We start from the raw sequence: 13,869 nt of genomic DNA, 5'->3' as shown, positions 1-13,869 counted from the left end.
TTCGATCACACTGGCAAGCCCTTTTTTAAGTTTTTTTCGTTTTTTTATTCGTTCGATTAAAAAGAAGTCAAAACGCCTCAAAAGTAGGCTTTTCTCTTACATATTCTTCAGTTTTTCAGTGAACAAAGAGACTTTTTTCCAGTTTGTGTACTCAACTTCCTTCGTTGTATCGGTTTCACCGCCTGTCATATTCATAATAAAGCGGATCATGATTCTATCAAACCAGTTATAGCGTGGGTAATAGAGGGCACCTGCAAAGACACCGATTAAGGTCGGCTGCCATGGAGACTTGATAAGAAACTTCTTAATGTAAGCACTGCCTTCTGGTGTATCTTTGCCTTGGTCTTCTTTACGCGCCGTTAAGTTCACGCAAAAGAAGGCAACTTTGCTTGATTGCAACTGAGTAAGGTTGGCATCAATAAACTGATATAGCTTCTTATTAAGATGGCCATAACGAATCGATGCGCCAATCAACACTCTGTCGTACTGAGCCAAGTCCACCTTGCCAATAGTGTGCAGATCTTGAAGCTCACACTCGAACTCACTCATTTCTTCTTTTATATAGTTCAAGATTTTCTTGGTCTGCCCTTCACGGCTTGAATATAAAAATAGAGCTTTTGCCACAATGTTGTCCTTAGCTACGCCAAAACGTAGGGGTCAATAAGATTAATAAAGTGAAGATTTCTAATCGGCCAAACAGCATAGATACGATAAGTATCCATTTTGCTTTATCGTTCACATAGCCAAAGTGCACCGCGACTTCACCAAGGCCAGGGCCAAGGTTATTTAACGTTGCCGCTACGGCAGAGAAAGCACTCAACTCGTCCATACCAGTTGCAATAAGAGCTAGCATACAAACCACAAATACTAATGCATATGCAGAAAAGAAGCCCCAAACCGCATCTACTACACGTTGTGGTAGTGCAGAGCCGCCAACCTTGATGGTATACACAGCACGTGGGTGAACAAGACGCTTCATTTCACGAGCACCTTGCAGAGTAAGTAGCAAGATTCGAATCACTTTCATACCACCCCCCGTAGAACCTGCACATCCCCCTATAAAAGAAGAAAACAAAAGCAGTACGGGTAAGAAAAGAGGCCACTCAGAGAAACCTGTTGTTGTAAAACCAGCGGTCGTAGATATAGATACGGTTTGGAACAAGGCCTGGTCGAAAGCATCGTAGTATGAGTCGTAAGAGTGATGATTGAGCAGTAATAAGAAACAAACCAAGAATAGTACTGCCTGAATAAAGATAAAGGCACGGAACTCAGGATCTTTCCAATAGTACTTAGGATGCACACCACCTGAAGCAAATGCTGCAAAGTGAAGAGAGTAATTACACGCAGATATAAGAAGGAAGACCACGGTAATTATGTTGATAGCCGGACTGTTGAAATAACCCATGCTTGCATCGTGAGTAGAGAAGCCACCAATAGCAATAGTAGAGAAGCTATGACTGATTGCATCAAAGAAGCTCATGCCGGCGAGCCAAAACGCCACCGCACAGGCAATTGTTAGGCTGAGATAGATGTACCATAGTGCTTTTGCTGTTTCAGCGATACGCGGGGTCATTTTACTGTCTTTTACGGGCCCTGGTATCTCAGCTCGGTATAGCTGCATGCCACCGATGCCCAGAACAGGAAGAATGGCTACCGCCAATACGATGATACCCATACCACCGAACCATTGCAGAAACTGGCGATAAAACAAGATCGCTTTAGGTAGGTCATCAAGGCCAACGATCACCGTCGCACCGGTAGTGGTCAGTGCAGAAAAGGATTCGAAGAAGGCATCGGTTACTGAAATGTTAGGATTATCAGCGATCAAAAACGGTAACGCACCGGCACTACCGATTACCGTCCAAAAAAGAACTACGATCAAAAAGCCATCGCGCGCTTTTAACTCATGCTTATAACGTCGGTTTGGAAACCAACACGTCGCACCACAAAAGAACAGAACAAAGAAAGTCGTCACAAATGGCACACCCGCACCATCTCGATAGATCAGGGCGACTAACGCAGGTGCGAGCATTGATACACTAAAAAGTGCTAATAATAATCCGACGATTCGAATAATTGAGCGAAATTGCATGAGCTATTGAACGAAGCGAAATGCTTCACACTTCCTAGTTGTCTTTTACTTTCGTTACCAGTGCCTTGGCACCGCTTTTATTGATCATGGTTTGGGTAAACGCATCTACCTGAAGGAGCTCTATCTCAATAATAAGCTCAACTTGCACACCATAATCCGCTTGGACCTCAACAGCCTGATGCTGAGCCATGATGGATTGTGCGATTGGCACAAAACCATAGTCTAACTCTAGCCGTAATTTTGTGGTTATTTTTTTCTCGATAGTTTGAAGCAGCTTGAGAGCTTGTTGTACTCCACCACCATAAGCTTTGACCAAACCACCGGTTCCAAGCTTAATTCCACCAGAGTAACGCGTAACGACAGCCGTTAATTCACCCACACCCGATCCAGACAATTGTGCCAAGATAGGTTTACCTGCCGTGCCCGATGGTTCTCCATCATCACTGAAGCCCCAAAGCATTGAATCTTCAGGTCGACCAGCAACAAAGCCCCAACAATTATGCCTCGCTGAAGCGTGCTCTTTTTTTACCTGCTCTACGAACTGCTTCGCGGCTTCTACACTTGGAGTATGCGCAAGGTGAGTAATAAAGATGCTCTTCTTAATCTCTTCTTCAAACAGAGCCGGAGCTGACGGTATTAAATAAGGCTGTTCATTCATATCGTTAACTTAATTAATAAGAGCTGCGAAGTGTATCACGCGTGAATAATAAGAGTTAGAGGATCTGTGCTATCGCACAATGTTAAACAATTGTTTAAAAAATGTATTGAAATTCATCTTGCAGAGGTACAGACTAGAATAACTGGTCTTACCAGGTATTCTACAATAATAGAAAGACAACAAGATTCTCTCAAACAATCGTGGATTGTATGTCATGGAGATAGACAATGATTTACCAAGCTAACACCCTACAGGTAAAGGAATTACAAGATGGCATTGCAGAATTAAGCTTCTGTGCTCCAGCCTCTGTAAACAAACTCGACCTTGCTACTTTAGAATCACTAGACAAAGCGTTAGACGCTCTTAAAGCTCACGCAGGACTACGTGGTTTAATCTTAACTTCAAACAAAGACGCATTCATTGTAGGCGCAGACATCACTGAATTTCTTGGCCTATTTGCTAAGCCAGAAGCAGAACTTGATGAATGGTTAAGATTTGCAAACTCCATCTTCAGCAAGCTAGAAGACCTTCCTGTTCCAACTCTTTCAATGATGCGCGGCCATGCCCTAGGCGGCGGTTGTGAATGTGTATTGGCAACTGACTTCCGTATCGGTGACAAGACCACCAGCATTGGCTTACCTGAAACCAAACTTGGCATCATGCCTGGCTTTGGTGGTTGTGTGCGCCTGCCTCGCGTTATCGGTGCTGACAGTGCAATGGAAGTCATCACTCAAGGCAAAGCATGCCGAGCTGATGAGGCACTAAAAATTGGCTTGTTAGACGCGATTGTAGAAACAGACCAACTGCTAGAGTCGGCAATCAACACCGTTTCTCTGGCTGCCAATGAAAAACTAGACTGGCAATTACGCCGTAAACAGAAAACATCAGCATTATCGCTAAGCAAACTCGAAGCGATGATGAGCTTTACCATGGCGAAGGGCCTTGTTGCTCAAAAAGCTGGCCCTCACTACCCAGCTCCAATTACTTCAGTCATTGCTATTGAAGAAGCAGCACGCAGCGATCGTGATGCAGCACTAGATATCGAACGTAAACACTTCATCAAGCTGGCAAAATCTGAAGAAGCCAAAGCACTGGTTGGTCTATTCCTAAATGACCAATACATCAAAGGTCTTGCTAAAAAAGCGGGTAAGTCAGCAACCAAAGACACTCAACGTGCTGCTGTACTAGGTGCAGGCATCATGGGTGGCGGCATTGCTTACCAATCTGCACTGAAAGGCGTGCCAGTGATGATGAAAGATATCGCACAAGCATCGCTTGACCTTGGTATGAATGAAGCGTCTAAGCTATTGAATAAGCGTCTATCTCGCGGTCGCCTAGATGGCTTCAAGATGGCCGGTATCCTGTCTTCGATTACTCCAAGCCTGCATTACGCTGGTGTTGAGCAATCAGACGTTGTCGTAGAAGCCGTGGTCGAGAATCCAAAAGTAAAAGCAGCGGTACTGAGCGAAGTGGAAGGCCTAGTTAGTGAAGACACTGTACTGACGTCAAACACTTCTACGATTCCTATCAATCTGCTAGCGAAATCTCTGAAACGTCCCGAAAACTTCTGTGGTATGCACTTCTTTAACCCAGTGCATCGCATGCCTTTAGTTGAGATCATCCGTGGCGAGCACACTTCAGAAGAGACGATTAATCGCGTTGTGGCTTACGCGGCGAAGATGGGCAAATCCCCTATAGTGGTAAATGATTGTCCAGGCTTCTTCGTTAACCGTGTACTTTTCCCTTACTTTGGCGGTTTCAGCATGTTGCTACGCGACGGTGCTGATTTCACTAAGATCGATAAAGTCATGGAACGCAAGTTCGGTTGGCCAATGGGTCCGGCTTACCTACTAGACGTTGTAGGTCTAGACACAGCACACCATGCACAAGCTGTAATGGCGCAAGGTTTCCCAGAGCGTATGGGCAAAGAAGGTCGTGATGCGATTGATGCACTTTACGTTGCTGAAAAATACGGTCAGAAAAACGGTAGCGGTTTCTACACATACAGCGTAGACAAACGTGGTCGTCCGAAGAAGACCTTCTCTGAAGACATTCTTCCTATCTTGGCTGATGTATGCCAAGCACCACAAGATTTTGATGACCAAACAATTATCCAACGTGTGATGATTCCAATGATCAACGAAGTCGTTCTTTGTTTAGAAGAAGGCATAATCGCGACACCGCAAGAAGCGGATATGGCACTGGTTTACGGTTTAGGCTTCCCTCCATTCCGAGGCGGCGTATTCCGCTACTTAGACAGTGTGGGTATTGGTAACTTCGTAGAAATGGCGAAGGGCTACCAAGACTTAGGTGCAATGTACCAAGTTCCTCAACTATTGCTTGATATGGCAGAGAAAGGCGAAAGCTTTTACGACGCTCAACAAGCAAGTTCTCTGTAACCCACATTTGGAAAAGGAATAGCAAAATGAATAATGTAGTTGTTGTTGATTGCCTTCGCACCCCAATGGGACGTTCCAAAGGTGGAGCTTTCCGTCACACTCGTGCTGAAGATCTGTCTGCACATTTAATGAAAGGCATTTTAGAGCGTAACCCAGAAGTTAACCCTTCAGAGATAGAAGATATCTACTGGGGCTGTGTACAACAAACACTAGAGCAAGGCTTCAACGTTGCACGTAACGCAGCTCTACTGGCTGGTTTGCCAATTGAGATTGGTGCTGTCACTGTTAACCGTTTATGTGGTTCATCTATGCAAGCTCTGCATGATGCGACTCGCTCAATCATGGTTGGTGATGCGGAAATCTGCCTAATCGGTGGTGTGGAACACATGGGTCACGTGCCAATGACACACGGTGTTGATTTCCACCCTGGCATGTCAAAGAACGTAGCAAAAGCTGCTGGCATGATGGGCCTAACCGCTGAAATGCTTGGCAAACTGCACGGTATTAGCCGTGAAGACCAAGATGCATTCGCCGCACGTTCACACGCCCGTGCACATGCGGCAACGGTTGAGGGTCGTTTCAAAAACGAAATTCTACCAACAGAAGGTCACGCTGCTGACGGGTCGCTGTTTACACTGGATCACGATGAAGTTATTCGTCCAGAAACGACGATTGAAGGCCTGTCTCAACTGCGCCCAGTGTTCGACCCAGCTAACGGTACAGTAACAGCAGGTACTTCATCAGCTCTATCTGATGGTGCATCGGCAATGCTTATCATGAGTGAAGAAAAGGCTAACGCACTAGGCCTTAAGATTCGTGCTCGCGTTAAGTCTATGGCTATCGCAGGCTGCGATCCTTCAATCATGGGTTACGGCCCAGTACCTGCAACTCAAAAAGCGTTAAAGCGCGCAGGTTTAACCATTGAAGACATGGGTGTGATTGAACTAAACGAAGCGTTCGCGGCGCAATCTCTACCTTGTGCTAAAGACCTAGGTCTACTGGATGTGGTTGACGAAAAAGTGAACCTTAATGGCGGTGCCATTGCTCTAGGCCACCCATTAGGCTGTTCAGGTTCTCGTATCTCTACAACCCTAATCAACCTAATGGAAGCGCAAGACGTGAAATACGGATTAGCAACTATGTGTATTGGTTTAGGCCAAGGTATTGCAACGGTATTTGAACGCCCATAGCACTCATCGACAGTAATATTTGTCGGATAATCTTATGTGCAGCTATCTTTATATAGCTGCACTTTTTATTTCTAGCTATCAGACAAACGATAGGTTCGTTCAGCAAACCGAATCCGGAGAAAAGTAGCCAACGGTATCTATGCATAAAACGCATAGATTCAATGTTGATGTTTCATTATTTTTTCTCCAACGATTCAACTAAAGTCACTTCAGTTTACTAATATTTCTCCCATGGAGCAGATCATGTTTAAAGCACTTGTACTAAACCAAGAAGACAAAAAAACTATCGCATCAGTTTCTCAAATTGAAGAGTCTCAATTGCCAGAAGGTAACGTGAAGATCGATGTAAGCTACTCTTCTTTGAACTACAAAGATGGTTTAGCGATTACAGGTAAAGGGCGCATTGTTCGCAACTTCCCTATGGTTCCTGGTATCGACCTGTCAGGTGTGGTCTCACAATCTGATGACCCTCGTTACAAAGCAGGCGACGAAGTGGTTCTAACTGGTTGGGGTGTTGGTGAAGGTCACTGGGGTGGCATGGCTGAGAAAGCGAGCCTAAACGGTGATTGGTTAGTGCCTATGCCTAAAGGTCTAGACGCTAAGAAAGTAATGGCGATTGGTACAGCAGGCTTCACAGCAATGCTTTGTGTTCAAGCTATTGTCGATGCAGGCATCAAACCTGAAGACGGTGAAATTCTAGTGACTGGCGCAAGTGGCGGTGTAGGTAGCGTGTCTATCACTCTACTAAACCAACTAGGCTACAAAGTAGCAGCAGTAACAGGTCGAGCTTCAGAAAATGGTGAGCTACTAAAATCACTAGGTGCAACTCGCATTGTTGAGCGTGCTGAACTAGAAGAGCCAGCGAAACCACTTGAGAAACAAATGTGGGCTGGTGCTATCGACACTGTAGGCAGCAAAGTACTTGCGAAAGTATTGGCGCAAATTGATTACAACGGTGCAGTTGCAATCTGTGGTCTAGCAGGTGGTTTTGACTTACCAACTACGGTAATGCCATTCATTCTACGTAACGTTCGCCTGCAAGGTATTGATTCTGTTATGTGCCCTCGTGAGAAACGCATTAAAGCGTGGGAACAACTGGCTGAATTGCTACCTGAGTCTTTCTACGGTAGCGCGACAAAAGAAGTATCTCTAGATGACGCGATTCAAGCGGCAGAAGACATCACTAACGGTCAAATCACTGGTCGCGTACTTATCAAGCTGTAATCGCTGGCACTCTAAAAGCAACACGTAATAAAACAAAAGGGCTGATCATGATCAGCCCTTTCTACTATCTGTTATTGACTCTAACCCAAGCCGACATCGGCAATCCGCTTTTGAATTAACTCACCACACTCTTCTTTGACCACTCTTCTCAACCATTGCTGTGAAGCAGAAGAGTCGCAGCGTGAGTGCCAAATCAACGAGTAATCAAATGGCATAAACTCGAATGGCAGTGGCTTTACGACTAGGTCATAGCGTTCTGCAACCAAGTATGCCAAATCAGCCGGTACCGTAATCACTAACGGCATTCTATCGACAATCGCCAATGCCGCTTCAAGGTGATAAGCACGCAGTACCATTTTTCTCGGTTGTTGATTGGCTAAAGCATTGTCCAGTAAAGCCTTTACACCATCACTGATCGCAATCATCGCATGAGGCAAAGAGACATAATCCTCAAGGCTCAACGAACGGTCTGCCAAAGGGTGATTTTTAGAGAGTAAGCATGACACACCCACTGGGCCAAGAACCTCTTGATGAAGTGGCTTAACACTGCCACTTGGTCGGCAGATCGCCATATCGACGCGTTCAGTGCTGAGCTGCTTAAACAAATGTTCATGCTGCAGCGGGGCAAACTCCAAAGAGATATTCGGTGCTTGCTCATAAATCTTCGGTAGCGCATACGGCAAGATGGTTTGCATCGCGTAATCAGTGGTCGCAATTAGAAAGCGTTCACAGCAATAGTAAGGGTCGAAATCACTAGGACTAAGTAGTTGACGGAATGACTCTAGAGGCTGATCAATTCGCTGGCTGATCTCGAGCGCTTTTGTGGTTGGAATAAGGTGTTGGCCCTGACGAGTAAACAGAGGATCGTTGAGTAGGTCTCTTAAGCGCCCTAACACTCGACTGGTTGCCGACTGGCTCAAGTTGAGACGAAGCGCGGCCTGGCTAACGCTGCCCTCTTCAATCAATACCTTTAAGGCGACCAATAAATTAAGGTCTCTACGATAGATGTCTTCTAGTTCCACGCCACTTACCTAGCTTAATACAATGATCATTGTTCACTAACTTGTTTATAGCATGCTTTAGATAAAAAAAATCCCGCAATTACGCGGGGAAGCCCAAGAAAATTTGGGGATAGTGTCGGAATGTCGTATAGGAATTTGTTTGCTGTACTTAGGTTAGTGCTCTTGCTCTTCGGCTGTACCCTGCCAACGGCGCATCTCAACCCAAATACCAATAATCGTTGCTACTATGCCAAAAATAGGCATAAATGAGGCCTCTGCCGATGAACGTAAAACTAACGCACAAAAGGAAATAAAACAGAGAACCGAATAAATTGTTAATCTATCTAATCCTGTCAACATCGCCACTCCTTAGCTAGTTGCCTTTGCCTCAAGTTGTTACCAACTTGTTAACTAAGTTATAGGAAATGATTCTGTTTGCCAAGCACTTATTGCATATTTTTTCTGCAGACGTATTATTCACACGTTAGATAGATATAGAGATACAAACCATGACATTCAAACCTGAACTGGCAACCCATACTTTAGAAGCTGAAGGCCTGCGTTGCCCAGAGCCAGTAATGATGGTTAGGAAGACAATTAGAAACATGCAGGATGGCGATGTGTTACTGGTAAAAGCTGACGACCCTTCGACAACTCGAGATATCCCGAGCTTTTGTCGATTCATGGATCACCAGTTGGTAGGCCAAGAGACAGAAACGCTGCCATACCTGTATTTGATCAAAAAGGGACTGGAGGCGTAACGCCCCACCGAGAATCAAACATCAAAAAAGCCGCTAGTACCTTATGTTCTCAAGCAGAATTCAGAGTACCAGCGGCTTTTTGTTTATTCATCTTTAGACTTGGTTTGCAGATAATCAAGCTGTTGTTGCAACGCTCGGATGTCTTTACGCATCGGAATAATATGCGCGACTCGAATCCAAGCCTCTACCGCAAGTCCAGTCATGATCATAGCGCCGGCGACCATGGGTAGCCACATGTCCGTCAGCACCATGCCTAATAGTGTAAGTGCAAGACCAAAGGTAAATAGATAGCTTTGGCTTTGTGGAGTAATACCCATATAACGCGTCAACATAATCATGCCCTCGTGTTGATAACTCACAAGATTAAAATATCATGACAAGTATGGCAGTTATATGTCCATTCGCTCGATAAACTCCACAATGCTGTAAGAGTATGACCTACAACACATTACTCCACTGGTTGAGTATAATAAAACTCAAAACACTCATCGGTAAAACGCAGCAGCGATAGCCAAACCGACAAATAATAGGGCTGTAATCTTACGAATCAGATCGAGTGGCGTCTTGTCTGCCGACAGCTTACCAATGATCACTACAGGTACATTCGCCAGCAACATGCCTATGGTTGTACCCAGAATCACCCACGCTAAAGCATCGGCGTATTGCGCTCCCAGGATAGAAGTTGCTATCTGGGTCTTATCACCAATTTCAGCGATAAAAAACGCCATAAAACTTGCAATAAAAGGGCCACGGTTTGAGATCTGTTCGTCATCATCGAGCTTATCTGGAATCAGAATCCAGCCCGCCATTGCAATAAAACTGACCACCAGCACCCACTTTAAAACTTCTGGCGATAAGTAATCAGCGACAACCACACCGAGCCACGCTGCAAGAGCATGATTGGCTATAGTGGCAAAGAAGATAGCCGCAATGATAGGTACCGGTTTTCGATATCGACTGGCTAATAAAAGGGATAGCAACTGGGTCTTATCACCGATCTCGGCTAAGGCAACAGTTGTAATTGAAATTACTAAAACGCTCACGACATGCTCATTTGGGATGGAGATTATTATATTTAACCAAAGACAAACCTCGCGCCCCATCCCGGTTCACGATGCTTGTCTAAGGTCTTGCTAAGCGCCACCAAGGTGGTGGTTGCCTCGAACGCCATGATGATTTTGCATCAATTATGTTGACGAACGAACTCATTCAATAGGATATGAATAAGTAAGCTACTCCCCAAAGACCGCGAGATTCTAATCACCCACGTAGTCAAAAACAAGTGTCAAACTTATCAAAATATCTACGAGCACCGAAAAACAAACATTAAAGGCCAAAAAATCCATTAAACGACATTTTAGACCACTAATTAAACAAGATTACCCCTACTCGCTTTACGAATATCTCGGTATACTCAGAAGTTATTTTCTCATTCATTTAAAAGAATCGCGCGAACCTGACTATGCAAAAATACGATATCAAAACCTTCCAGGGAATGATCCTCGCGCTGCAGGATTACTGGGCTCAAAACGGTTGTACCATTGTTCAACCTCTAGATATGGAAGTAGGTGCAGGCACCTCTCACCCAATGACATGTCTACGAGCACTTGGCCCAGAGCCAATGTCTACAGCTTACGTACAACCTTCACGTCGTCCTACTGATGGCCGTTACGGTGAAAACCCTAACCGTCTGCAGCACTACTACCAGTTCCAAGTAGCGCTAAAACCATCGCCAGACAATATCCAAGAGTTGTACCTAGGCTCACTAGAGGTTCTTGGTGTTGACCCACTTGTTCACGACATTCGCTTTGTTGAAGATAACTGGGAAAACCCAACACTAGGTGCATGGGGTCTTGGTTGGGAAGTATGGCTAAACGGCATGGAAGTAACTCAGTTCACTTACTTCCAGCAGGTTGGCGGCCTTGAGTGTAAGCCTGTAACAGGCGAGATCACTTACGGTATCGAGCGTCTAGCAATGTACATCCAGGAGGTAGACTCAGTTTACGACCTAGTATGGAACGTAGCACCAGACGGCTCTAACGTAACTTACGGTGACATCTTCCACCAAAACGAAGTTGAGCAATCAACGTATAACTTCGAACACGCAGACGTAGATTTCCTATTCGGTTTCTTCGACCAGTGTGAAAAAGAGTGTAAAGAGCTACTTGAGCTTGAGAAGCCACTTCCGCTTCCAGCTTACGAGCGCATTCTAAAAGCAGGCCACGCATTCAACATCCTTGATGCGCGCAAAGCTATCTCTGTAACAGAGCGTCAACGTTACATCCTTCGTATTCGCAACCTAACTAAATCAGTTGCTGAAGCATACTACGCATCACGTGAAGCACTTGGCTTCCCAATGTGCAAGAAGGACGAGGAGAAGTAATCATGGCTAAAGAATTTCTAATTGAACTGGGTACTGAAGAGCTACCACCAACGCAACTTCGCACTCTAGCAGAAGCATTCGCAGCAAACTTCGAAGCTGAGCTTAAAGGCGCAAACCTAGCGCACGAAGGCGTGAAGTGGTACGCAGCACCTCGTCGTCTAGCTCTAAAAGTAGCAGCACTGGCTGAAGGCCAAGAAGACAAAGTTGTTGAAAAACGCGGCCCTGCAGTTTCTGTAGCATTCGATGCTGACGGCAACGCAACTAAAGCAGCTCAAGGCTGGGCTCGTGGTAACGGCATCACGGTTGAGCAAGCTGACCGTCTAGTAACAGACAAAGGCGAATGGCTTCTTTTCAAACAAGAAGTAAAAGGCCAAGCAACGTCTGAAATCGTTGTTGAGCTAGCGGCTAAAGCACTAGGTAACCTGCCTATCGCTAAGCCAATGCGCTGGGGTAACAAAACGACTCAGTTCATCCGCCCGGTTAAAACACTGACTATGCTAATGGGCGCTGACCTTATCGAAGGTGAGATCCTAGGCGTAGCATCTGGCCGCACTATCCGTGGTCACCGCTTCATGGGTGAGCAAGAGTTTAATATCGATTCTGCAGAGCAATACCCAGCAATCCTAGAAGAGCGCGGTAAAGTAATGGCAGATTACGAAGCGCGTAAAGCAATCATCCTAGCTGATTCGCAAAAAGCAGCAGCTGCGGTTGGCGGTAAAGCTGACCTAGAAGATGATCTTGTTGAAGAAGTAACATCTCTGGTTGAATGGCCAGTAGTGCTAACAGCGAAGTTTGAAGAAGAGTTCCTAAAAGTACCTTCTGAAGCATTGGTTTACACTATGAAAGGTGACCAAAAATACTTCCCTGTTTACGATGAAAACAAGAAGCTACTTCCTAACTTTATCTTCGTATCAAACATCGAGTCTAAAGAGCCTCGCTACGTTATCGAAGGTAACGAGAAAGTGGTACGCCCACGTCTTGCTGATGCTGAGTTCTTCTTCAACACAGACCGTAAGCGTCCTCTGATCGACCGTCTACCAGAACTAGACCAAGCTATCTTCCAGAAGCAACTTGGTACAATCAAAGACAAGACAGACCGCATCACTGAGCTTGCTGGCTACATCGCTGAGCAAATCGATGCTGACGTTGAGAAGTCTAAGCGCGCAGGCCTACTGGCTAAATGTGACCTAATGACCTCTATGGTATTCGAATTCACGGATACTCAAGGTGTAATGGGCATGCACTACGCGACTCACGATGGTGAAGACGAGCAAGTTGCACTAGCACTTTACGAGCAGTACATGCCTCGTTTCGCTGGTGATGACCTACCAAGCACTGGTATTTCTTCTGCAGTAGCAATGGCAGACAAGCTAGACACTATCGTAGGTATCTTCGGTATTGGCCAAGCTCCAAAAGGTTCTGACCCATTCGCTCTTCGTCGTGCATCACTAGGTGTGCTACGTATTATCGTTGAAAACGGCTACAACCTAGACCTAACGGATCTGATCGCAAAAGCGAAAGAACTACTAGGCGATAAGCTAACCAACGACAACGTAGAGGCTGACGTTATCGACTTCATGCTAGGTCGTTTCCGTGCATGGTACCAAGATGCAGGCTTCAGCGTGGATATCATCCAGGCAGTACTAGCTAACCGTCCAACTAAGCCAACTGATTTTGACCAGCGTGTTAAAGCGGTTTCTCACTTCCGTGAACTAGAAGCGGCAGAAGCACTAGCAGCAGCGAACAAACGTGTAGGTAACATCCTTGCGAAATTCGATGGTGAGCTAGCAGCAGATATCGATTTAGCCCTTCTTCAAGAAGATGCAGAGAAAGCACTGGCTGAAAACGTTGCTGTAATGACAGAAGCACTAGAGCCAGCATTTGCGACAGGTAACTACCAAGAAGCCCTAAGCAAGCTAGCAGCTCTACGTGAGCCTGTTGATGCGTTCTTCGATAACGTAATGGTTATGGCTGATGACGAAGCACTTAAGAAGAACCGTCTAACGCTACTGAATAACCTACGTAACCTGTTCCTACAGATTGCTGACATCTCTCTACTGCAAAAATAAGTACGAGTGAGCAAGCTGTTCAAAGCGATGCTCCGAGCAACGAAAGGTAAATACCCAAAGGGAAGCGAAAGCTTCCCTTTTTGTTTTTGTGA

General features: G+C 45.4%; 13 protein-coding genes and 1 riboswitch. Of the genes, 6 read left to right on the top strand and 7 right to left on the bottom strand.

What is annotated here, in order from left to right:
• Positions 1 to 96: 96 nt before the first annotated feature.
• From hemG to ACTRWI_RS05115, 3 genes are read right to left on the bottom strand one after another with little or no spacing between them, the layout of a single operon-like run.
• Positions 97 to 624 carry a menaquinone-dependent protoporphyrinogen IX dehydrogenase gene (hemG, locus tag ACTRWI_RS05125; RefSeq protein WP_499129737.1) on the bottom strand — a complete coding sequence of 176 codons (528 nt, stop codon included), beginning with the start codon at positions 622 to 624 and terminating at the stop codon, positions 97 to 99.
• Positions 625 to 634: 10 nt separating this feature from the next.
• Positions 635 to 2,092: a TrkH family potassium uptake protein gene (locus ACTRWI_RS05120; RefSeq protein ID WP_499129736.1), complete on the bottom strand. Its 1,458-nt coding sequence runs from the start codon at positions 2,090 to 2,092 to the stop codon at positions 635 to 637.
• Between the two features lie 34 nt (positions 2,093 to 2,126).
• Positions 2,127 to 2,750 carry a YigZ family protein gene (locus tag ACTRWI_RS05115; RefSeq protein ID WP_102425457.1) on the bottom strand — a complete coding sequence of 208 codons (624 nt, stop codon included), beginning with the start codon at positions 2,748 to 2,750 and terminating at the stop codon, positions 2,127 to 2,129.
• Between the two features lie 227 nt (positions 2,751 to 2,977).
• Between ACTRWI_RS05115 and fadB the strand changes: the two genes are divergently transcribed.
• The 3 genes from fadB (at position 2,978) to acuI (ending at position 7,563) form a co-directional block, all read left to right on the top strand.
• Positions 2,978 to 5,149 carry a fatty acid oxidation complex subunit alpha FadB gene (gene fadB, locus ACTRWI_RS05110; protein ID WP_499129735.1) on the top strand — a complete coding sequence of 724 codons (2,172 nt, stop codon included), beginning with the start codon at positions 2,978 to 2,980 and terminating at the stop codon, positions 5,147 to 5,149.
• A gap of 26 nt (positions 5,150 to 5,175) precedes the next feature.
• Positions 5,176 to 6,339 (top strand): acetyl-CoA C-acyltransferase FadA, encoded by a 1,164-nt coding sequence (fadA, locus tag ACTRWI_RS05105; RefSeq protein ID WP_499129734.1) that lies wholly within the window; start codon positions 5,176 to 5,178, stop codon positions 6,337 to 6,339.
• 243 nt (positions 6,340 to 6,582) lie between these two features.
• A complete protein-coding gene (gene acuI, locus ACTRWI_RS05100) occupies positions 6,583 to 7,563 on the top strand; it encodes an acrylyl-CoA reductase (NADPH) (RefSeq protein ID WP_499129733.1) in 981 nt (326 codons plus the stop codon).
• A gap of 80 nt (positions 7,564 to 7,643) precedes the next feature.
• Here acuI and ACTRWI_RS05095 read toward each other — a convergent pair whose 3' ends face one another.
• Both ACTRWI_RS05095 and ACTRWI_RS05090 read right to left on the bottom strand, forming a co-directional pair.
• Entirely contained in the window at positions 7,644 to 8,585 is a 942-nt protein-coding gene (locus ACTRWI_RS05095) for a LysR family transcriptional regulator (protein ID WP_499129732.1), read from the bottom strand.
• Between the two features lie 153 nt (positions 8,586 to 8,738).
• On the bottom strand, positions 8,739 to 8,924 hold the full coding sequence (locus ACTRWI_RS05090) for a hypothetical protein (protein ID WP_499129731.1): 186 nt from the start codon (positions 8,922 to 8,924) through the stop codon (positions 8,739 to 8,741).
• Positions 8,925 to 9,073: 149 nt separating this feature from the next.
• Here ACTRWI_RS05090 and tusA point away from each other — a divergent pair, with 149 nt between their 5' ends.
• Positions 9,074 to 9,325 (top strand): sulfurtransferase TusA, encoded by a 252-nt coding sequence (gene tusA / locus ACTRWI_RS05085; RefSeq protein WP_105057709.1) that lies wholly within the window; start codon positions 9,074 to 9,076, stop codon positions 9,323 to 9,325.
• A gap of 83 nt (positions 9,326 to 9,408) precedes the next feature.
• Here tusA and ACTRWI_RS05080 read toward each other — a convergent pair whose 3' ends face one another.
• Together ACTRWI_RS05080 and ACTRWI_RS05075 are read right to left on the bottom strand one after the other, a co-directional pair.
• A complete protein-coding gene (locus ACTRWI_RS05080) occupies positions 9,409 to 9,657 on the bottom strand; it encodes a hypothetical protein (protein WP_063522138.1) in 249 nt (82 codons plus the stop codon).
• Between the two features lie 153 nt (positions 9,658 to 9,810).
• Positions 9,811 to 10,368 (bottom strand): TMEM165/GDT1 family protein, encoded by a 558-nt coding sequence (locus ACTRWI_RS05075; RefSeq protein ID WP_499129730.1) that lies wholly within the window; start codon positions 10,366 to 10,368, stop codon positions 9,811 to 9,813.
• A gap of 34 nt (positions 10,369 to 10,402) precedes the next feature.
• A riboswitch (yybP-ykoY riboswitch) is annotated at positions 10,403 to 10,578 on the bottom strand.
• Between the two features lie 209 nt (positions 10,579 to 10,787).
• Here ACTRWI_RS05075 and glyQ point away from each other — a divergent pair.
• Both glyQ and glyS read left to right on the top strand, forming a co-directional pair.
• On the top strand, positions 10,788 to 11,708 hold the full coding sequence (gene glyQ, locus ACTRWI_RS05070; RefSeq protein ID WP_008223226.1) for a glycine--tRNA ligase subunit alpha: 921 nt from the start codon (positions 10,788 to 10,790) through the stop codon (positions 11,706 to 11,708).
• Positions 11,709 to 11,710: 2 nt separating this feature from the next.
• Positions 11,711 to 13,777: a glycine--tRNA ligase subunit beta gene (gene glyS, locus ACTRWI_RS05065; protein ID WP_499129729.1), complete on the top strand. Its 2,067-nt coding sequence runs from the start codon at positions 11,711 to 11,713 to the stop codon at positions 13,775 to 13,777.
• Positions 13,778 to 13,869 lie beyond the last annotated feature (92 nt).

It is taken from the genome of Pseudoalteromonas sp. G5_S1_14_S5 (assembly GCF_054968605.1).
Note: the sequence above shows the minus strand (reverse complement) of the source record. Positions and strands in the feature narration are given on the sequence as shown.

Excerpts from the sequence above, each read along its gene's own strand:
- ACTRWI_RS05120 (WP_499129736.1), bottom strand. The coding sequence starts at position 2,092 with ATGCAATTTCGCTCAATTATTCGAATCGTCGGATTATTATTAGCACTT.
- ACTRWI_RS05115 (WP_102425457.1), bottom strand. The coding sequence starts at position 2,750 with ATGAATGAACAGCCTTATTTAATACCGTCAGCTCCGGCTCTGTTTGAA.
- fadB (WP_499129735.1), top strand. The coding sequence starts at position 2,978 with ATGATTTACCAAGCTAACACCCTACAGGTAAAGGAATTACAAGATGGC.
- fadA (WP_499129734.1), top strand. The coding sequence starts at position 5,176 with ATGAATAATGTAGTTGTTGTTGATTGCCTTCGCACCCCAATGGGACGT.
- acuI (WP_499129733.1), top strand. The coding sequence starts at position 6,583 with ATGTTTAAAGCACTTGTACTAAACCAAGAAGACAAAAAAACTATCGCA.
- ACTRWI_RS05090 (WP_499129731.1), bottom strand. The coding sequence starts at position 8,924 with ATGTTGACAGGATTAGATAGATTAACAATTTATTCGGTTCTCTGTTTT.
- tusA (WP_105057709.1), top strand. The coding sequence starts at position 9,074 with ATGACATTCAAACCTGAACTGGCAACCCATACTTTAGAAGCTGAAGGC.
- ACTRWI_RS05080 (WP_063522138.1), bottom strand. The coding sequence starts at position 9,657 with ATGTTGACGCGTTATATGGGTATTACTCCACAAAGCCAAAGCTATCTA.
- glyQ (WP_008223226.1), top strand. The coding sequence starts at position 10,788 with ATGCAAAAATACGATATCAAAACCTTCCAGGGAATGATCCTCGCGCTG.
- glyS (WP_499129729.1), top strand. The coding sequence starts at position 11,711 with ATGGCTAAAGAATTTCTAATTGAACTGGGTACTGAAGAGCTACCACCA.